Source organism: Methylophaga sp. (assembly GCF_965655755.1).
In the GTDB taxonomy this organism is placed as follows: Bacteria; Pseudomonadota; Gammaproteobacteria; order Nitrosococcales; family Methylophagaceae; genus Methylophaga.
Window position 1 is genome coordinate 67,571 of the sequence record NZ_CBFHHW010000006.1, and the last position, 17,370, is coordinate 84,940.

Here is a 17,370-nt window from a genome sequence, read left to right on the forward strand (position 1 = left end):
TGACCCTGGGAACAGATCAAAAGATAGTGTTGAGGAGTTGAAATATTTTTGGAGAAAAAGCCCGGTAAGAGGACGAGCAGAGGAAAGTGTTCGCAATAAACACAAATAGGCTCCCATATAGGACTTGATTCTACAGCTAGATTCACATCAATAAAGATCAACTATAAACTGCTAAGCTACCCGAATCCGAAAATAAGAATAATCCAGCAATGAAATACACCGATTTACGTGACTTTATCAACGGTCTTGAAAAACAGGGCGAGTTAAAACGTATTACCACCGAAGTGGACCCCGCTTTGGAAATGACAGAAATTGCTGACCGAGTTTTGCGGTCTGGCGGTCCGGCTCTGTTATTTGAAAATCCAAAAGGCTCAAATGTACCTGCCCTGCTTAACTTGTTTGGCACGCCTAAGCGGGTGGCGATGGGTATGGGGGAAGACTCCGTGGAAGCCTTGCGTGAAGTCGGTAAATTACTGGCCTTTTTGAAAGAGCCGGATCCGCCCAAGGGTATGAAAGATGCCTGGAGTAAATTGCCGATTTTCAGGCAGGTTATGAATATGGGGCCGAAACTTGTTAAAAAAGCCGCGTGCCAGCAAGAGGTCATTGAGGGAGACGACATTGATCTCGCTAACTATCCGATTCAACTCTGTTGGCCGGAAGATGCGGCACCGTTAATAACGTGGGGGCTGGTAGTCACCAGAGGACCACACAAAGAACGTCAGAACCTCGGCATATATCGCCAACAGGTGATTGCTAAAAACCGTGTGATTATGCGTTGGTTATCACACCGTGGCGGCGCTCTGGACTTCAAAGAATGGCAGCAGAAAAATCCGGGCGAGCCGTTTCCTATCAGTGTTGTTCTGGGCTGCGACCCGGCGACAATTCTCGGTGCTGTCACTCCAGTGCCTGACACCTTATCGGAATATGCGTTTGCCGGGTTACTGCGAGGCAGTAAAACTGAGTTGGTGAAATGCATCGGTAATGATTTGCAGGTGCCGGCTAATGCTGAAATTGTCTTGGAAGGACATATTTACCCGGATGATATGGCTCCGGAAGGGCCGTACGGCGATCACACGGGGTATTACAACGAAGTCGATAGCTTTCCTGTGTTTACCATTGAGCGCATCACCCAACGCAAAGATCCGATTTATCACAGCACTTACACCGGACGCCCACCGGATGAGCCAGCCATTCTAGGAGTAGCTCTCAACGAAGTGTTTGTGCCTATTCTGCAAAAGCAGTTTCCAGAAATTGTGGATTTCTATTTGCCACCAGAAGGTTGTTCCTATCGTATGGCGGTGGTGAGCATGAAGAAACAATATCCGGGACATGCCAAGCGGGTAATGATGGGGGTCTGGTCATTTTTAAGACAATTTATGTATACAAAATTTGTGATCATCGTTGATGATGATGTAAATGTGCGAGATTGGCAGGATGTGATCTGGGCGATTACGACCCGAATGGATCCCGCTCGGGACACAACCTTGGTTGAAAATACACCGATTGACTATCTGGATTTTGCTTCGCCGGTATCAGGCCTTGGCTCGAAAATGGGAATGGATGCAACCAATAAATTACCTGGTGAAACGGATCGTGAATGGGGCAGACCGATTGAAAAAGATCCGACAGTCACCGCTCGGATTGATGCGATTTGGAGTGACTTAGGACTTGATTAAGTGCTTGTGAAAAAATAGCCGGCAATCAGATAGAAGATGTTCAAAGCCGCTAAGGTGAAGATCAAAAAGAAGGTGATTTTCATACCCAAAGCACGGTGTTTGAAGTTATTTGTTCTAATTGCCGATGCATGGAAGAGACGCCCTACAAGCATTGCAATGCCTGCCAAATGAATAATCCACCATGCGGCGGTGGCCCATTCCAACAGCATCATCAAAATCAGAATAATAGGAATGTATTCAGTTGCATTGCCCTGCGTTCGAATCGCAGCCTGTAAATCGGCATTACCACCATCACCCAATGAAATCCGGTGTTTGCGCCGAAGGCTGATAACACGTAAAGACAGCTTGACCAGTAATAAAGCACTAAGGCTGGCGTATAACGCTGTAATCATTTTATTTCCCGGGACTATGTCCATCAGTGTTTTCTTCTACCCAATGGGAGCCATCGGGTCCGAATTCTTTTTTCCAGAAGGGGGCGTTGTGTTTGAGCTCTTCGATGAGCCAATCGCAGGCATCTATGGCTGCCCGACGATGAGCTGACCAGCAGGCAATCACGACAATCGCATCGCCCGGATAAATATCGCCGACGCGATGTACGATCAGACAATCCTGCAACGGCCAGCGCTCACGTGCGAGTTTTTCCAGCTTGACGATATAGCGTTCAGTCATCTGTGGATAGTGCTCCAGCACCATTTTTTCAAGGTTTTCGCGATCACTGAAATCACGCATGGTACCGATAAAGCTTGATGTCGCTCCATGCTGACCCGTGGGCTGCTGCATTTCACAATCAGCTAAAATCTGCCATGGTTCGATAGTCTGTTCGCTGATCCAGTTGCTCACTTTAGCCTCCGGTTACCGGCGGAAAAAAGGCTACTTCATCACCCTCTTTGATAGGGGTGTCAAAGCGGGCATAGTCGAGATTGATTGCCACTAATATATTGTCCGGGCGGGGTGCATTATTTGTTGCCAAAGCCCAGGCCTCAGCAGCATCTTTAGCAGCGTCGAGTTCAACTTCGGCTTGACTTACCTTATCTCGCAGGCTGGCAAAAAATTTGACTTGAATACTCATCTGGTTGATCGTTCTAAGCAATTAAAGTCTAAGGATAACATTTGCGATGTCTGAATTGACCCATTTTAATCAGGCCGGTGAAGCTCATATGGTCGATGTCGGTGCTAAATCTGTGACCGACAGGGTTGCGGTGGCTGCAGGTACCATCTCAATGTTGCCTGAAACCTTCGGTTTAGTTGAACAGGGTGGTCATAAAAAAGGGGATGTACTTGGGATCGCGCGCATTGCCGGGATTATGGCGGCTAAAAAGACGTCTGATCTGATTCCGCTCTGTCATCCTTTGGCGTTAAGCAAAGTCAGCGTTGAGTTTGAACTTGATAAAGCCAATGCAGCTATTCATTGTCAGGTGCAAGTCGGTACCAGTGGTCAGACCGGCGTTGAGATGGAGGCGCTGACGGCCGTTCAGGTTACTCTGCTCACCATCTACGATATGTGTAAAGCTGTCGACCGTGGCATGACAATGAACAACATCCGGTTACTTGAAAAGCAGGGGGGGAAAAGCGGTCACTGGAAAGCGGAGTGAGCGCATCTTAGCTGAATATAGCCTTGAAACTGACATGTTCGCCCGAGCGACGAGTGTCATAGCCTGAGAATCCTTCCAGCGCGTTATGAAAGTCCTTACTTTTTAACAAAGACACAATCTCTTTAACACGCTCATCATCAATGAGTTGATTTGGCACGGCTAAACAGTAGTGCTCCCAAGCGATTGGCAGAAACTCAAGGTTGAATTTGTCGGCCACAGGCGCGATTCCAAAACCGACGTCGACCGCACCGCTGGCGACCATTGCGGCAACCGCCATATGGGTAAACTCTTCCTGTTCGTAACCCTGAACTTGTCTGGTGGCGATCTGTGCCTCTTCAAGTAACTGGTCAAATAATAAGCGGGTACCGGAATCGGCCTGACGATTGATAAATGTCACATCAGGCTGAGTCAGTGAGTTTATACTTTCAATATGTTTGGGATTGCCTTTAGCTACCATCAGACCTTGATTGCGTTTGACCACATAGATCAACTGATGTGTGCCTTCACTGATTAATTCAAGGTAATCCGAGATAATTTGTTGACCCAGTTTGCCCTCCGGAATGTGAAAGCCGGCAATATGACAATCACGATTGCGAAGCGCACGCAGACTGTCCAGACTGCCGTGAAAGTGCAAGTCCAGTTGGAAGTCTGATTGTTGATTGATGAGATCACGCAAAGTGCCAATTGCTAGGCCATGGCTGGCAAAAATGTTGAAGCCGTCACCGCGGCTATGATCCAGTAATGACTCAAATTCACGTTTGAATTGTGTCGAAAAATTATCCAATTCCGGTGCAAAAGATGCCGACAATTGACGGTTTGAGTGCATTAGCTTTTCGCCAATAGATGACAGTTTGGCTCCTCGGCCGCGCTCTAAAATGACCAGCGGCTGACCTAATAAACTTTCCCACTTATTCAAAAGACCCCAGGCAAAACGATAGGAAACCAGGGTTTTGTCGGTGGCCTTTTTCAGCGAACCTTCCCGCTGAACCGCTTCCAGCAATTGAAACAGTACTGCATCAATGTTGTGTGTATCGCCCTGTTGACTAAGCTGCCAGTGAAAGTTGATTTTGATATCCATAATTATGCACAAGTTCTCATATTTTATATTCATTAAGTGAGATATAGAATACATCACATTGCACAATATATGACATTGTAAACATATATATGTCGAATTTACTTATCGTTACTGGGAAAAATAAAATGAGATTGAAAACGACATTTGTTGCAGCGAGTGTGGCGCTGACGATGACAAATGCAGCTTACGCAGGTTCAGAAATTGAAACGTTGATTAATATGCTGCATGAAAACGGGATGGTTTCTGAAGCACAGTATGGCCGTTTGATGGCAGAGCTAGAGCAGAATAAGACGCAGTCAGCTGAAGAAAAAGCAGCAGTGGACAAAAAACTGGCAGAAGCGACAAAACCGTCTGATGTCGAGGTCACCATAGACAAAGGTATTAACATCAAAACCCGTGATGAAAAATTCACCACAAAAATAGGGGGTCGGGTGCAGGCCGATGCTGCTGCGTACGGTGGTGAACCGGATATGGGGGATGGCACTGAAATTCGTCGCGCCAGACTTTATCTTCAGGGCACTATGTATAACGACTGGGGCTACAAGCTGCAGTATGACTTCGTTAATTCAGGGAATACGGGTATCAAAGACGCTTACTTATCCTATAAAGGCTTTGATAATTTAGAGCTCAAAGCCGGTAATTTCAAAGACCCATTCAGCTTGCAGGAACAAACCAGTTCGAAATTTATTTCCTTTATGGAGCGCGGTCTGCCCTCAACCTTTGCTGCCGGACGTCATATCGGCGTGATGGCAAGTAAAGCAAACAAACATTGGACGCTGGCGGGTGGTTTATTCGGTGACACGGTGAGTAAAAAAGGTGGAGCAGAGGATGAAGGATGGGGCTTAGGCACACGTGCCACATGGGCGCCTGTTAATGACAAAACAAAAGTTATTCACCTTGGTTTAGGTTTGAACTACCGTGAAACCGGTGGAGCAAACGAGGCGCAATTTAAACAGCAAGCCGAATCGCATCTTTCAGGTATCAGTATTGTTGATACAAACGTCATTGCAGCGGTGAATGATTTTTATAAAGTCGGCGCCGAAATCGCTACCGTACAAGGACCCTTCTCCGCGCAGGCGGAATACATTACCACTTCAGTCAATCGTGATGCAGGCAAAGATCTGGACTTTAATGGCTGGTATGCACAGGCCGGGTATTTCCTGACAGGCGAGTCACGTAACTACAAAAACGGCAAGTTTGGCGGTATTTCACCAAAAGCCAATGTGGGGGAAGGCGGTATCGGTGCCTGGGAGATGGCATTACGTTACAGCACGGTTGATTTGAGCGATGCTGAGATTGATGGTGGTGAAGCGGATTCAGTCACCTTGGGTTTGAACTGGTATCCATCGCCGACCTTGCGCTTCTCAGCAAACTATGTGGACGTGCTCGATGTGGATGGCGGTGCGAATGATGGAGACGAACCAAGTGTGCTCCAGGTCCGGAGTCAGTGGGCGTTCTAGTCATTTTTATGTCAACAAATTGTTCTACTCTAAGTATGAATATCAATTAAGGAGAAAGCCTATGAAACTGCAAAAAGGATTAAGTCTGATTCTGTTGTTAGTGATGAGCTCTATGGCGATGGCCGTCGAGCATCTCAAGCTATCGACAACGACCAGCACTGATAACTCTGGATTATTGGCGGTATTAAACCCGGTTTTCGAAAAAAAGTTTGATGCCAAAGTCGATGTTATTGCTGTTGGCACGGGTAAAGCGCTTAAAATTGGCAGCAATGGTGATGTGGATGTGGTGTTTGTGCATGCGCCAGCTGCAGAACTAAAGTATGTTCAATCCGGTGATTTTAGTGATCGTAGTGCTGTTATGCACAATGATTTTGTTGTGGTTGGTCCGGCATCCGATCCAGCCAATATTGCGACCGCAAAAAATGCAGCTGAGGCGTTCATCCGTATTGCCAATTCAAAAACAGATTTTGTCTCGCGAGGTGATGATTCTGGAACACATAAGAAAGAAAAAACTTTATGGGAGAATGCCGGCCTAACACCTGAAGGTAAGTGGTATGTTGCTGCAGGTCAGGGAATGGGCGCGGTACTTAAGATTGCCGATGAAAAACAGGCCTATGCGTTGACCGATCGCGGTACTCAAATCGCCTATGCCGAAAAAATGAGTTTGAAAGTGCTGTTTGAAGGTGATGAGGTGTTATTTAACCCTTATCATGTAATGGCAGTGAACCCTGCGAAGCATGATCATGTTAAATACGATTTGGCCCGAAAATATATTGATTTTGTCACTGGCGAAGAAGGTCAATCTATTATTAACGACTTTCGCATGAATGGACAGCAACTGTTTCATCCCGATGCGATACATTAGGTTTTAACACGAATGCGGGTTACCAATAAGGCAACCCGCTTTTTTATTACTTGGCTTTCTTGGGTTTTATTACACCAATAGCACCATCACTGCGTGCTTTTAAGTAGCGGTAAAGCTTTTCACGGCCTTCCATAACTTTTGGGTTGGCAGACCAGGCGGGCATGCTCCCAATGGTGCCAGATTTACCATTTTCAACCGTGTTGAAAAATTCTTCTTTAGTGATTATTCCCAAGCTATCAGCCAGATTGGGACCAACCATACCTTGCCCATAGGTACCATGACAGCGTGCACACCAGTTTCGGTATAGCTTGAAGCCTTGGTAGGTCTCAGCATCCAAATGGGTGCCATCAGTCACGGTGTAAGGTGTTTCTTCCGCATTAGCCAAACTGAGGGGCAGTATTGTGGTGAGAGACAACAGCAGAGCAAATCCTGTTTTGGGTGAAAGCATAAATAATCTCCATCTTTATATGTAGTTACTTCTGGTCAGTCATAACCAGTGCCGATAAGGCTTAATAAAGAGTTTATACAATCAAACAAAGTAAAAAATGGGTGATTTGCCAGTCCTGTGTGTTATATCCCCTATATAATGTAAGGTTTATCCTCGATTCAGAAGATCCCTTAAATCAATAATGGCGGCATTTGCACGTGAAATATACGATGCCATCACCAGTGAGTGGTTGGCAAAAAGACCAAACCCACCGCCATTGAGAATAATCGGGCTCATAACCGTTTCCTGCGTCGCTTCCAACTCACGAATAATTTGACGCAGACTGACCAATGCATTTTTCTTTCTCAAAATATCGTTAAAGTCGTATTCAATCGCTTTAAGAAGATGAATCAAAGCCCAGGTAGTACCGCGTGCTTCGAAAAAGACATCATCAATTTCATTCCACGGTGTTTTGCTGACAACTTCTGCGGCCGTTGGTGTTGATTGAAGTGCTTCAGGATCACCACTTAAATCAGTGTTGACACGTACTTGTCCCACACTTGCCGTGAGACGCTGTGACAGGCTGCCAAGTCGTTTTCCGGCAATTGACAGCCAGCCGGATAAATTATCCGCACGAGCGTAAAACTGGGCATCATTATCGCTGTCATTGCTGAGCCGCTGACGATAAGATTGCAGCGCTTTGATGCCTTTTCGGTATTCACGTTCTGTAGGCGGAAACAGCCATGAGTCGGAATTAAAGTTAAACTGGGGCTCGGCAATGGCGAGGTCATTATCCTCAAGAGATTGTGATTGGCTACGGCTGATATCGTTTCTCAGTGCACGTGAAAAGTCACGAACCTGAACTAAAACGCCGAACTCCCAATTGGGCATGTTGTCCATCCATACAGATGGCGGCATGACATCGTTGGTGATGTAACCGCCGGGTTTATCAAGTAGGGTCTGTACCAATGTGATTAAGGTTGTGGTGGATGTATATCCGGTCACAAATTGTTGATGTTGTTCACTGGCCGTTACTTGCGCATTGTTTAACGGATCGAAACGGTCGGGTGTCATGCTCCACCAGATCATGATCAGGATCATTATGGCAATCACTGCACCGACAGCGATACCGGATATTTTGATGATGCGTTTGCGGGTAGTGTTATCGGCGAAACTGTCGCGGACAGTCCAGCCGATGTCACGAAATTTTTGTGTTAACTGATTCAGGGCCATAGCAAACTCGTTTTTGTAGGTGGTCAGGGACAGCTTATGCGCTAACTCTAGCTAAAACAATGGGGATGCTCTGAGGAAATTCAAACTTGACTTACAAGGACTGACCTCAGAATAATGACGGGTTTGCAAAAAATATTAAGGAAGCGGGGGACGCTTTAGGTATGACATTGAGAATCGAGATCGATGATCTGGCCAAACATTTTGGCGCGATTAAAGCTGTGGATGGCGTGTCATTTTCTGTCAGTAAAGGCGAGGTGCTGGGGTTTTTGGGGCCAAATGGCGCCGGTAAGTCCACCACGATGAAAATGATTACAGGATTCCTGACACCTACATATGGCACAGTCAGAGTGTGTGGCTACGATGTGTTACAGGATCCGATATCGGTAAAAGCACATTTGGGGTATTTGCCTGAAGGCGCTCCAGCGTATGCAGATATGACGCCGGACGGCTTTCTTAAATTTATTGCTGAAATTCGTGGCCTGAGCGGTGCTGACAGAAAACGTGCTGTCGATTCTGCGGCAGACAGAGCACGTATCACCACTGTGATGCATCAACCTATCGAAACTCTGTCCAAAGGCTACAAGCGTCGGGTTGGTCTGGCACAGGCGATATTGCATAATCCGCCAGTGTTAATTCTTGATGAGCCGACTGATGGTTTGGATCCGAACCAGAAACATGAAGTTCGTACGCTCATCAACGAAATGGCCGAAGACAAAGCCATTATTATCTCAACCCACATTTTAGAAGAGGTACATGCCTTGTGTACCCGCAACGTAGTGATAGCCAACGGCAAAGTTAAATTTGATGGTACGCCACAAGAATTAGAGTCGAAGTCACGTTATTACAACGCGGTATGCGTCAATGTGGCCAATGTTGAACAGCAAGCGTTTGAGTCATTCCTGTCATCACTGGCGTTTGTCTCGTCCGTAGAAGCGCTGACCGGACAAGCTGGTTTCCGAGTCTACCCGAAACAGGGCGATCAGATTACAGCCGAATTATCTGAAAAAATCCGTGCTAATGGTTGGGAGATTGATGCACTGCATGCTGAGCATGGTCGTCTGGATGAGGTCTTCCGCAGCATTACCATGCCTAATACGGGGGCTAGCAACTGATGAAATTGCAAAATATCTGGTTCATCATGAAGCGTGAGTTTAATGGCTATTTTGCAACGCCAGTGGCATACGTCTTCATTATCATTTTTCTTTTACTGACCGGCTTCTCAACCTTCTATGTCGGTAATTTCTTCGAACGCGGCGAGGCGGATCTGTATCCATTTTTCTCGCTGCATCCATGGCTCTATATCTTGCTGATACCAGCCATATCCATGCGCCTGTGGGCCGAAGAACGTAAAAGCGGATCGGTTGAGTTATTGATGACCTTACCTGTATCAGTCTTTGAAGCAGTGCTAGGTAAGTTCCTGGCTGCGTGGGCTTTTACCGGTTTGGCATTATTCCTTAACTTTCCATTGTGGATTACGGTGAATTATCTTGGCAATCCGGATAACGGTGTCATTATCGCCAGCTTTTTGGGTAGTTTATTGATGGCCGGTGGTTTTCTATCAATTGGCTCGTGTATTTCAGCGATAACCAAAAATCAGGTAATTGCCTTTGTGTTGAGTCTGATTATTAGTCTTGTGTTTGTCTTGTGCGGCTACGGAATTGTTATTGATTTCTTTGCTGGCTGGGCGCCACAAACGCTGGTTGAAGCTATCAGTTCATTCAGCTTCCTGACGCATTTTGATGCGATCAGCAAAGGGGTTATTGATATGCGTGACATGATGTATTTCATCTCACTGATCGCCATCTGGTTATTTGCCAATGCGTTGATAATCAATGCTCGTAAGGCCGATTAGGAGAAATTTGCGACAATGAATAAACAACTTCTATCAACAGCCGGCCTGATACTGGCCATTATCCTGTTTGTCTCTTTTAATATTGTGGTGAACGGTAACTTCAAATCTGCACGGATAGATTTGACGGAAGACAATCTCTACACGCTATCCGAAGGCTCATTGAATATTCTGGAGTCGATTGAAGAGCCCATTACCCTGCGGTTTTATTATTCAGAGCAGGTCGCGCAGGCGCTTCCCAGTCTGAAATCCTACGCGCAGCGGGTTCAGGAGTTATTGCAGGAGTATCAGCGCGCTTCGAATGGCAATATTCGCTTGTTTGTAATGAACCCTGAGCCGTTTTCGGATAACGAGCAGCGTGCCCAGCAGTATGGCTTGCAGTCAGTGCCGATTGAAGGTGAACCGGATCCTATGTACTTCGGCCTGGTAGGTACCAACCTATTGGATGGTGTCGAAACCATACCTTTCTTCCAGCCGGAGAAAGAAGACACGCTGGAATACGACCTGACTAAATTGATCTACAAGCTATCCAATACCGATCGTAAATCTGTTGCGATGTTGAGTGCCTTGGCACTGGATGGTGAACAATATGATCCGCTAAAAGGTGAAGTCGATACATCTGATGGTGCCAAGCCTTGGGCCATGATGTCGGAACTGCGTCAAATGTTTGATTTATCGATGTTGCCTTCCGATATCCGTCGCATCCCATCAAGTATTGATGTGCTGGTAGTTGTGCATCCAAAGGAATTTACTGACAGTACCCTTTATGCCATTGATCAGTTTGTTCTGAATGGCGGCAAATTGGTGACCTTTGTGGATCCGTATGCCGAGGTCGATGTGCCGGAAAAAGATCCGGATAATCCGATGTCAGCGATGATGGCACCACGAAGCTCAAATATGGATCGGTTGTTTGAAGCATGGGGTATCAAACGTGGCAGTGCCGATGTGGTAGCCGATCGCAAAACAGCGACCAAAGTTGATTTTGGCGCGAAGACCGATTATGAACCAATTGATTATGTGCTGTGGCAGGGGCTGGATGAATCTAACTTCAATAAAGACCAGCGCATTACATCTGCTTTACGTAAAATTAATCTGGCAACGCCAGGACGTTTTGAAATGCTGGATCAACGTTCCACCAAAGTCACAACGCTATTGTCTTCAAGTAATGAAGCCATGTTGGTAGACAAGCGTGTGGTTCAGTTCCGGAACGATCCGGTGGCTTTACTAACGAAATATGAGGCTGGCACTCTGAGCTACCCGATGGCTGTACGGGTTGAAGGTGATGTTAAATCAGCCTTTCCTGACGGTGCTAAAACTACCAGTGGTGAAGTCAAAAAAATGCCGGGCCATCTGAACGAAGCGAAACAGGCAATCGATGTGATTGCAGTTGCTGACGTCGATATGCTTGATGACCGTTTCTGGGTACAAACTCAGGACTTTTATGGTCAGCAGCTCGCTTTCAGCACCTCGAACAATATCGACTTCTTGATCAATGCCGTCGAGGACATGACTGGCAGCGAAGGACTCATCAGTGTGCGTTCGAGAGCTGGTTTCTCCAAACCATTCCATCGTGTGATTGCCCTGCAGCGTGATGCTGAGAAACGTTTCAGAACCAAAGAACGTGAACTACAGAAGAAGCTGAAAGAAACACAGCAACGTATTGCCCGTATGCAGGTGCAACGTAGTGGTAGTGGCGAGCAGATTATGACGCCTGAGCAGCAAAAAGAAATTGCTCAATTCCGTCTGACAGCCAACAAAACAGAACAGCAGCTGCGTAAGGTGCAGGCTAATCTTCGTAAAGATATTGATACGCTCGATACCCAGCTAAAATTCTTCAACATCGGTCTGGTGCCGATTCTTGTTGGTTTGCTGGCGATCTTTACCGGTTGGATGCGAATCCGTAAACGTAATAAAGGTCGAAGCCAGCAGTAATCACTGGAACCCATAGTGAGTTGTCCCGACAAATTAGGTTGTAAAAAATGACAAAAAAACTCAACAGTCTGTCTATCTTATTGATTGTCACCGTCGTGATGGTGTTACTGATGCTGGTCACCATTTACCGGGCTGAAGACAATAATGATGATTTTGGTTTACTCTTCCCTGACTTGTATGAACAGTTGAGCCAAGTTAACCAGATTCAATTCAGTAGTAGTGAAGATCAGTTTTCGCTGCAACGTGAAGGTGAAGACTGGTATATCAAAGAGCACTTTAATTACCCAGCCAACTTCGATGAAGTGAAACGCATGCTCATCGATATGTCTGAGGCTAAAATTGTAGAGCGAAAAACAGACAACCCTGAGCAATATCAGGTCTTGGGTGTGGAAGGCGCTGAGCCTGAAACCCCCGGTGGTGAATCGCTCAAAATCACCTTGTCGGATGGTGATGAGGATATTGCTGGACTGGTGTTGGGTGATATCCGTGATGTGACGCAGCAGGCAGGCCCTAAACAATTTTACGTTCGTCGGGCAGGCGAAGAGCAGAGTTGGTTAGCTCAAGGCTATTTGCAAATCAGCCCCGTTATGCTGAACTGGATTCAGGGCGAGATCATTAATCTGGCGCGTGAGCGCATCGCTAAGGTTGAAATAATTCAGCCAAACGGTAACAAAGCAGTGCTGGTCAATCTGGGCGAAAAAGACAAATTTGGTACGCCCGAGCAAGGCAAAAAAACGACTTTTAAGTATGAGCAACTTGGTTACGATATAGCCGGTTCTCTGCATCAAATGCGAATGGAAGACGTCAAACCCGTCAAACAATTTTCACGTGGTGAGTCTGAAGTGGTTACGGCTAAGTTCACTACCTTTGATGGTTTGGTTGTGACCTCGGAAACATCATTCATTGATGGTTTTTATTATGCGACTTTCGATGCCGAATTTGATGCAAATGCGGTTCAAGCTGCACCAGAGGATATCCAGAAATTGGATGTCTTGAAGCCTGCAGAAGCGGTTCGTAAAGAAGCAAAACAACTTGATAAACGTATGGCGTCATGGGTCTATCGCGTGAGTGGCTTTGTGGGCACGAACCTGATGCGTGCCAAATCAGACATCGTCAGTGAGAGATCGAATGTGATACCAATGCCACCTGATATGACAGGCTTTGGTCCACGCTAGTAAAAAGGCTCCTTCAGGAGCCTTTTTTTTATTCTAAGTTAGGCAATCAGTGCCTGCACTTCGGCAGCGAGCTCATCTGCCGAAAACTTAGGTAGAAATTTATCGGCACCGACTTTCCGCACCAGGCTTTCATTAAAGCTGCCACTCATTGAGGTATGCAGTAACACACGCAGATCTTTAAGTGCCGGATCTTTTCGAATCTCAGCAGTTAAGGTGTAGCCGTCCATCTCTGGCATTTCAATATCAGAAATAAGTAATGACACATGCTCACTGACATTCAGGCCTTCCGCCGCCCAATTTTTGAGAATATCCAAAGCCTCTTTGCCATTTTTTGCAATCGTAGTGTCGATTCCAATTTGATCGAGTGTTCGTTTGATTTGATTACGGGCAACACTGGAGTCATCCGCAACCAGAATATGTTTACGATCTTCTGCATTTTGTTCGCTTAAACCTTCAGCCAGATCAGAAGAGACTGCGACATCAATATTCATGACTTCAGAGAGAACCTGTTCAACGTCAATAATCTGTACGATCTTGTCGTCGACTTTGGTAATGGCAGTCATGTAATTACCTGCGCCTGAGGCAGAGGGTGGTGGTAATACTTCAGACCAGCTTATATTAATGATGCGATCAACCTGACTCACCAGAAACCCTTGTAATGAACGATTGTATTCAGTCAATATGACAAAGCTCTGTTCCGGGTTTTCTATGGCTCGACGACCAATGCTCTGAGACAGGTCTAAAATACTGACAGTGTTTCCCCTGAAAGAAGCAATTCCTCGAATGACAGGATGGCTATTTGGCATTGTTGTCAGAGCAGGGCAGGGGATCGCTTCACGTACCTTAAATACATTGATGCCATACAGTTGGGACCCACCCAGGCGAAACAATAATAATTCCAAGCGGTTAGTACCAGCCAGATTGGTACGTTGGTCAACGTCATTAATACTGCTCATGAATACTCCATTTCAGCTTAAAAAGGCTATCGACTAAGTCTGAGAAGACTTAACCATTTTTTGTTATTTAATAGAGGCATGTTCTTTGCAATGGTTTACGTATCTTGATTAAAAATAGCCAGCGAGGCTAGTTCTAATGACAAAAAATATTTTTTTCATTGCACTGAATGTCATATTTTTGACACAGCCACTAAATGCCGAATCGTTACATGCACTATCGGATATCGAGCAAACTGCCTATATGTTTGCTGTTAGTGATGCTCAGGCAAGTTATGACAATCCACAAGTTATAGTGGATGCACTGGATGACCGATTACGTCTTCAAGAATGTGACAAGTCGCTACAGGCTTTTTCTAATACTGTATCGAATACAATAGGTAATCGTACAGTTGGCGTGAAGTGTACTTCGCCCACAGAGTGGACTGTTTACGTCCCGGTTAAAGTGAAAGTAATGCAGCCAGTGGTAGTGGCTTCACGCCCTCTCGCTAGAAATCAGAATTTAACTAACGCAGATATCAAACTGGAACTAATGGATATCGGTGAGCTGCGACAAGGTTTTATACAATCGACCGAAAAAGTGTTGGGACAACAACTTAAATATCCTCTTTCAATGGGGATGGTATTGCCGCCGCGCGGTCTTAAACTTGAGAAAGTGGTGCGTCGTGGTGAACAGATAATTCTTGTTGCCAGTGCAGGCAGTATGGAAGTCAGGATGAACGGCACGGCGATGGAAGATGCCAGTGTTGGTGAAAAGGTGAAGGTCAAAAATAGTTCATCAAAACGCGTTGTTGAGGGTGTTGTGCACGCTCCCGGTGTTGTGAAAGTAACCATGTAATAGAAATCAATAAAAAAATTGATAAAATAACTCAACTTTTCAATTATCTGGCCGATATCCAGTACATATTCTTAAGGGAGACATTCATATGTCTAACATTAATAGCATCAAACCAACGCTGCAGCCCGATGTTAATTCATCCCGCAACGTTGCTGATGGTAACAGATCCACACCTGCATCAAGTCCCAATGTGTCGGCGCCTAACACTGAAACGGATAAAGTGAGCTTGAGTGAAACATTGGCGTCACTGGAAGCAAAACTGGCCAACGTACCAGAAGTCGATTCTGCTCGTGTTGACGCCATCAAACAAGCGATTGATGACGGATCTTATACCATTGATAGTCAAGAGTTGGCACGAAAAATGATTGATTTTGAGGGAGACTTTTAAGCAAGGACATTCCTCATGGCGATGAACGCAATGCAGCAACTGAGTTCTATTTTACAATCAGAACTCAACCTTTCCTCACAATTATCACAACTGCTGCAACAAGAGCGTGAGGCGTTGAAAAACGCGGAGCTCAGCCAGATTACCCTATTGAATCAACAAAAACAGCCACATGTTGTTCAGCTTGAACAACTCGGACGTCAGCGAGAGCAATTGCTTAAAGCGGCAGGATTCCCCGCCGGCAAAGCAGGGTTAGAGGCATTTATTGCCAATCACCCTGAATCTGAAGCCCATCATTTGAGTAGTTTGCTATCAAAGTTGCGGGTGGTGGCAAAGTCCTGTCGTGACAATAATCAGGTCAATGGCGGTATCGTTAATGTAAACCGTCAATATCTAGTCAAAGCCATCAGCATTCTTCGTGGCCGCGATCCTGAGACTAGTTCCTATGGACCAGGTGGTGAATACACCAACCAAGTTGTCAGACAACCTTTAATAGGTCGTGTTTGATTCGTGTCGACACCATTTAGCTAATACTTCAACCCAGGCATCGTGGTCATTCATGCACGGCACTAACGTTAATGTCTGACCTCCTGCCTCCTTGAACACTTCTTCACCCCGTATTGCAATTTCTTCTAATGTTTCCAAACAGTCGGTGACAAAGGCGGGGCAAATGACTAATACGTTTTTTGCTCCGTCTTTGGCTAACTCTTGAAGGCGATCTTCTGTATTCGGGCCCAACCATTTAGCACGTCCAAGACGTGATTGGAATGCAACCGAATAGCGTTCTTTTGCTAATCCAACCTGCTTAGTAAAACACTCCGTTGTTCGCATCACCTGGTGGCGATAACAGGTTTTATGAACAACGGGATTATCGACTTGACAGCAGTTTTCCTGTTTAAGGCAGTGCGAACCGGTTGAATCAAGTTCGGTGATGTGTGATTCAGGTAAGCCGTGGTAGCTGAACACGATATGATCGTAATCCCGGGCAAGGTAAGGTTCGGCACTTTTGACTAAGGCGTCGATATAGTCAGGCTTGTCGTAAAAAGGCTCGAGTACCTGTAGCTTTATATCGAGTTGGTGTTTTTTAATTACCCGCCGCGCTTCCTCTATTGAGGTCGTGACCGTACTATCAGCAAAATGAGGGTAAAGCGGAATGTATAAAAGTTCAGACACCGTTTTATCCGCAGTCAGCGTTAGAATTTTTTCTTCTATACTGGGCTTGCCGTAACGCATTGCCATGTCCAGTGGTATATCCACTTTTTCAGATACAGCCTTTCTGAGCCGTTCAGACAAGACGATTAAAGGCGATCCCTGCTTCATCCAGACACTTTGATATGCTTCAGCTGATGCCTTGGGTCTGGTCGGTAATACGAACAGACTGACAATAAGCTTTCTAAGCGGCCAGGGTAATTGAATTACATAAGGGTCCATCAGAAACTGATGAAGATATCGTCGGACTGAGGAGGTGTCAGGGGCATCAGGTGAACCCAGATTAGCTAAAAGAACGGCACGTTTAGTCATATTTCACATTTTATTTAGAGAGTGTTTTTAAGGGCTGATTTAAGTTCAGTATAGTGAAACTCAAACCCGATTTCCTGCACTTTTACAGGCAAAGCACGTTGACCACCAAGTAGTAATGCTGACATTTCACCCAGAGCAAGTTTGAGTACGCAGGCAGGCACGGGCAACACAGCCGGACGATGGAGTTGTTTTGCTAATGACTGGGTAAACTCGGCATTGGTCACAGGCTCAGGAGCGGTGCCGTTAAAAATACCTTCTGCTTCTGACTTTTTACTCAAAAATATAAACAGATTGGCAATGTCTGTCAGGTGAATCCAGGGCATGTACTGTTGACCATCTGCAATCCGACCACCCAGTCCTAGCTTGAATGGCAGTAACATACGCTT

The 17,370-nt window shown here is 45.8% G+C and carries 20 protein-coding genes; 11 read left to right on the forward strand and 9 right to left on the reverse strand.

Annotation, left to right across the window (positions count from 1 at the left end; all coding sequences use genetic code 11):
* Positions 1-209: 209 nt before the first annotated feature.
* Positions 210-1,676, forward strand: coding sequence for a 4-hydroxy-3-polyprenylbenzoate decarboxylase (gene ubiD, locus ACTF5U_RS03780; protein ID WP_438970308.1), 1,467 nt, complete (start codon positions 210-212; stop codon positions 1,674-1,676).
* Here ubiD and ACTF5U_RS03785 read toward each other — a convergent pair.
* The 3 genes from ACTF5U_RS03785 to ACTF5U_RS03795 are packed head-to-tail and all read right to left on the reverse strand — an operon-like array spanning position 1,673 to position 2,745.
* A complete protein-coding gene (locus tag ACTF5U_RS03785) occupies positions 1,673-2,068 on the reverse strand; it encodes an MAPEG family protein (RefSeq protein ID WP_438970309.1) in 396 nt (131 codons plus the stop codon). The two genes, ubiD and ACTF5U_RS03785, sit on opposite strands and share 4 nt — an antisense overlap.
* A 1-nt stretch (position 2,069) precedes the next feature.
* Complete coding sequence (locus ACTF5U_RS03790; RefSeq protein ID WP_438970310.1) at positions 2,070-2,516, reverse strand: molybdenum cofactor biosynthesis protein MoaE; 447 nt, start codon at positions 2,514-2,516, stop codon at positions 2,070-2,072.
* A gap of 1 nt (position 2,517) precedes the next feature.
* Positions 2,518-2,745, reverse strand: coding sequence for a MoaD/ThiS family protein (locus ACTF5U_RS03795; RefSeq protein ID WP_438970311.1), 228 nt, complete (start codon positions 2,743-2,745; stop codon positions 2,518-2,520).
* A 46-nt stretch (positions 2,746-2,791) separates the two neighbouring features.
* Here ACTF5U_RS03795 and moaC point away from each other — a divergent pair, with 46 nt between their 5' ends.
* Complete coding sequence (gene moaC, locus ACTF5U_RS03800) at positions 2,792-3,268, forward strand: cyclic pyranopterin monophosphate synthase MoaC (RefSeq protein WP_438970312.1); 477 nt, start codon at positions 2,792-2,794, stop codon at positions 3,266-3,268.
* 7 nt (positions 3,269-3,275) lie between these two features.
* On the opposite strand, the gene ACTF5U_RS03805 is transcribed toward moaC, so the two are convergent.
* Entirely contained in the window at positions 3,276-4,346 is a 1,071-nt protein-coding gene (locus ACTF5U_RS03805; RefSeq protein WP_438970313.1) for a substrate-binding domain-containing protein, read from the reverse strand.
* Positions 4,347-4,471: 125 nt separating this feature from the next.
* Between ACTF5U_RS03805 and ACTF5U_RS03810 the strand changes: the two genes are divergently transcribed.
* On the forward strand, positions 4,472-5,806 hold the full coding sequence (locus tag ACTF5U_RS03810) for an OprO/OprP family phosphate-selective porin (protein ID WP_438970314.1): 1,335 nt from the start codon (positions 4,472-4,474) through the stop codon (positions 5,804-5,806).
* A gap of 61 nt (positions 5,807-5,867) precedes the next feature.
* Positions 5,868-6,671 (forward strand): substrate-binding domain-containing protein, encoded by an 804-nt coding sequence (locus tag ACTF5U_RS03815; protein WP_438970315.1) that lies wholly within the window; start codon positions 5,868-5,870, stop codon positions 6,669-6,671.
* 46 nt (positions 6,672-6,717) lie between these two features.
* Here the strand turns inward: ACTF5U_RS03815 and ACTF5U_RS03820 are convergent, their stop codons facing one another.
* Together ACTF5U_RS03820 and ACTF5U_RS03825 are read right to left on the reverse strand one after the other, a co-directional pair.
* A complete protein-coding gene (locus ACTF5U_RS03820; RefSeq protein ID WP_438970316.1) occupies positions 6,718-7,119 on the reverse strand; it encodes a c-type cytochrome in 402 nt (133 codons plus the stop codon).
* A gap of 147 nt (positions 7,120-7,266) precedes the next feature.
* Complete coding sequence (locus tag ACTF5U_RS03825; protein WP_438970317.1) at positions 7,267-8,331, reverse strand: DUF2333 family protein; 1,065 nt, start codon at positions 8,329-8,331, stop codon at positions 7,267-7,269.
* 161 nt (positions 8,332-8,492) lie between these two features.
* Between ACTF5U_RS03825 and ACTF5U_RS03830 the strand changes: the two genes are divergently transcribed.
* Genes ACTF5U_RS03830 through ACTF5U_RS03845 form a run of 4 tightly spaced genes read left to right on the forward strand, consistent with a single transcriptional unit; the run spans position 8,493 to position 13,287 of the window.
* On the forward strand, positions 8,493-9,443 hold the full coding sequence (locus ACTF5U_RS03830) for an ABC transporter ATP-binding protein (RefSeq protein ID WP_438970318.1): 951 nt from the start codon (positions 8,493-8,495) through the stop codon (positions 9,441-9,443).
* Complete coding sequence (locus ACTF5U_RS03835; protein WP_438970319.1) at positions 9,443-10,183, forward strand: ABC transporter permease subunit; 741 nt, start codon at positions 9,443-9,445, stop codon at positions 10,181-10,183. The genes ACTF5U_RS03830 and ACTF5U_RS03835 overlap by 1 nt, the downstream gene beginning before the upstream one ends.
* Before the next feature lie 15 nt (positions 10,184-10,198).
* On the forward strand, positions 10,199-12,112 hold the full coding sequence (locus ACTF5U_RS03840) for a Gldg family protein (protein ID WP_438970320.1): 1,914 nt from the start codon (positions 10,199-10,201) through the stop codon (positions 12,110-12,112).
* Positions 12,113-12,159: 47 nt separating this feature from the next.
* Positions 12,160-13,287 carry a DUF4340 domain-containing protein gene (locus tag ACTF5U_RS03845; protein ID WP_438970321.1) on the forward strand — a complete coding sequence of 376 codons (1,128 nt, stop codon included), beginning with the start codon at positions 12,160-12,162 and terminating at the stop codon, positions 13,285-13,287.
* Between the two features lie 38 nt (positions 13,288-13,325).
* Here ACTF5U_RS03845 and ACTF5U_RS03850 read toward each other — a convergent pair whose 3' ends face one another.
* On the reverse strand, positions 13,326-14,243 hold the full coding sequence (locus ACTF5U_RS03850) for a chemotaxis protein CheV (protein WP_438970322.1): 918 nt from the start codon (positions 14,241-14,243) through the stop codon (positions 13,326-13,328).
* A 136-nt stretch (positions 14,244-14,379) separates the two neighbouring features.
* Here ACTF5U_RS03850 and flgA point away from each other — a divergent pair, with 136 nt between their 5' ends.
* The 3 genes from flgA (at position 14,380) to ACTF5U_RS03865 (ending at position 15,970) form a co-directional block, all read left to right on the forward strand.
* On the forward strand, positions 14,380-15,078 hold the full coding sequence (gene flgA / locus ACTF5U_RS03855) for a flagellar basal body P-ring formation chaperone FlgA (protein ID WP_438970323.1): 699 nt from the start codon (positions 14,380-14,382) through the stop codon (positions 15,076-15,078).
* An 88-nt stretch (positions 15,079-15,166) separates the two neighbouring features.
* Positions 15,167-15,466 (forward strand): flagellar biosynthesis anti-sigma factor FlgM, encoded by a 300-nt coding sequence (gene flgM, locus ACTF5U_RS03860; protein ID WP_438970324.1) that lies wholly within the window; start codon positions 15,167-15,169, stop codon positions 15,464-15,466.
* Between the two features lie 15 nt (positions 15,467-15,481).
* Complete coding sequence (locus ACTF5U_RS03865; RefSeq protein ID WP_438970325.1) at positions 15,482-15,970, forward strand: flagella synthesis protein FlgN; 489 nt, start codon at positions 15,482-15,484, stop codon at positions 15,968-15,970.
* Here the strand turns inward: ACTF5U_RS03865 and hemH are convergent.
* Both hemH and ACTF5U_RS03875 read right to left on the reverse strand, forming a co-directional pair.
* Entirely contained in the window at positions 15,953-16,984 is a 1,032-nt protein-coding gene (gene hemH / locus ACTF5U_RS03870) for a ferrochelatase (protein ID WP_438970326.1), read from the reverse strand. The genes ACTF5U_RS03865 and hemH overlap by 18 nt on opposite strands.
* Positions 16,985-16,998: 14 nt before the next feature.
* On the reverse strand, positions 16,999-17,370 hold a 372-nt coding region (locus tag ACTF5U_RS03875; protein WP_438970327.1), incomplete at its 5' end, for a DUF1731 domain-containing protein.

Coding starts and splice junctions, on each gene's coding strand:
- ubiD (WP_438970308.1), top strand. CDS start 210: ATGAAATACACCGATTTACGTGACTTTATCAACGGTCTTGAAAAACAG.
- ACTF5U_RS03785 (WP_438970309.1), bottom strand. CDS start 2,068: ATGATTACAGCGTTATACGCCAGCCTTAGTGCTTTATTACTGGTCAAG.
- ACTF5U_RS03795 (WP_438970311.1), bottom strand. CDS start 2,745: ATGAGTATTCAAGTCAAATTTTTTGCCAGCCTGCGAGATAAGGTAAGT.
- moaC (WP_438970312.1), top strand. CDS start 2,792: ATGTCTGAATTGACCCATTTTAATCAGGCCGGTGAAGCTCATATGGTC.
- ACTF5U_RS03805 (WP_438970313.1), bottom strand. CDS start 4,346: ATGGATATCAAAATCAACTTTCACTGGCAGCTTAGTCAACAGGGCGAT.
- ACTF5U_RS03810 (WP_438970314.1), top strand. CDS start 4,472: ATGAGATTGAAAACGACATTTGTTGCAGCGAGTGTGGCGCTGACGATG.
- ACTF5U_RS03815 (WP_438970315.1), top strand. CDS start 5,868: ATGAAACTGCAAAAAGGATTAAGTCTGATTCTGTTGTTAGTGATGAGC.
- ACTF5U_RS03820 (WP_438970316.1), bottom strand. CDS start 7,119: ATGCTTTCACCCAAAACAGGATTTGCTCTGCTGTTGTCTCTCACCACA.
- ACTF5U_RS03825 (WP_438970317.1), bottom strand. CDS start 8,331: ATGGCCCTGAATCAGTTAACACAAAAATTTCGTGACATCGGCTGGACT.
- ACTF5U_RS03830 (WP_438970318.1), top strand. CDS start 8,493: ATGACATTGAGAATCGAGATCGATGATCTGGCCAAACATTTTGGCGCG.
- ACTF5U_RS03835 (WP_438970319.1), top strand. CDS start 9,443: ATGAAATTGCAAAATATCTGGTTCATCATGAAGCGTGAGTTTAATGGC.
- ACTF5U_RS03840 (WP_438970320.1), top strand. CDS start 10,199: ATGAATAAACAACTTCTATCAACAGCCGGCCTGATACTGGCCATTATC.
- ACTF5U_RS03845 (WP_438970321.1), top strand. CDS start 12,160: ATGACAAAAAAACTCAACAGTCTGTCTATCTTATTGATTGTCACCGTC.
- ACTF5U_RS03850 (WP_438970322.1), bottom strand. CDS start 14,243: ATGAGCAGTATTAATGACGTTGACCAACGTACCAATCTGGCTGGTACT.
- flgA (WP_438970323.1), top strand. CDS start 14,380: ATGACAAAAAATATTTTTTTCATTGCACTGAATGTCATATTTTTGACA.
- flgM (WP_438970324.1), top strand. CDS start 15,167: ATGTCTAACATTAATAGCATCAAACCAACGCTGCAGCCCGATGTTAAT.
- ACTF5U_RS03865 (WP_438970325.1), top strand. CDS start 15,482: ATGGCGATGAACGCAATGCAGCAACTGAGTTCTATTTTACAATCAGAA.
- hemH (WP_438970326.1), bottom strand. CDS start 16,984: ATGACTAAACGTGCCGTTCTTTTAGCTAATCTGGGTTCACCTGATGCC.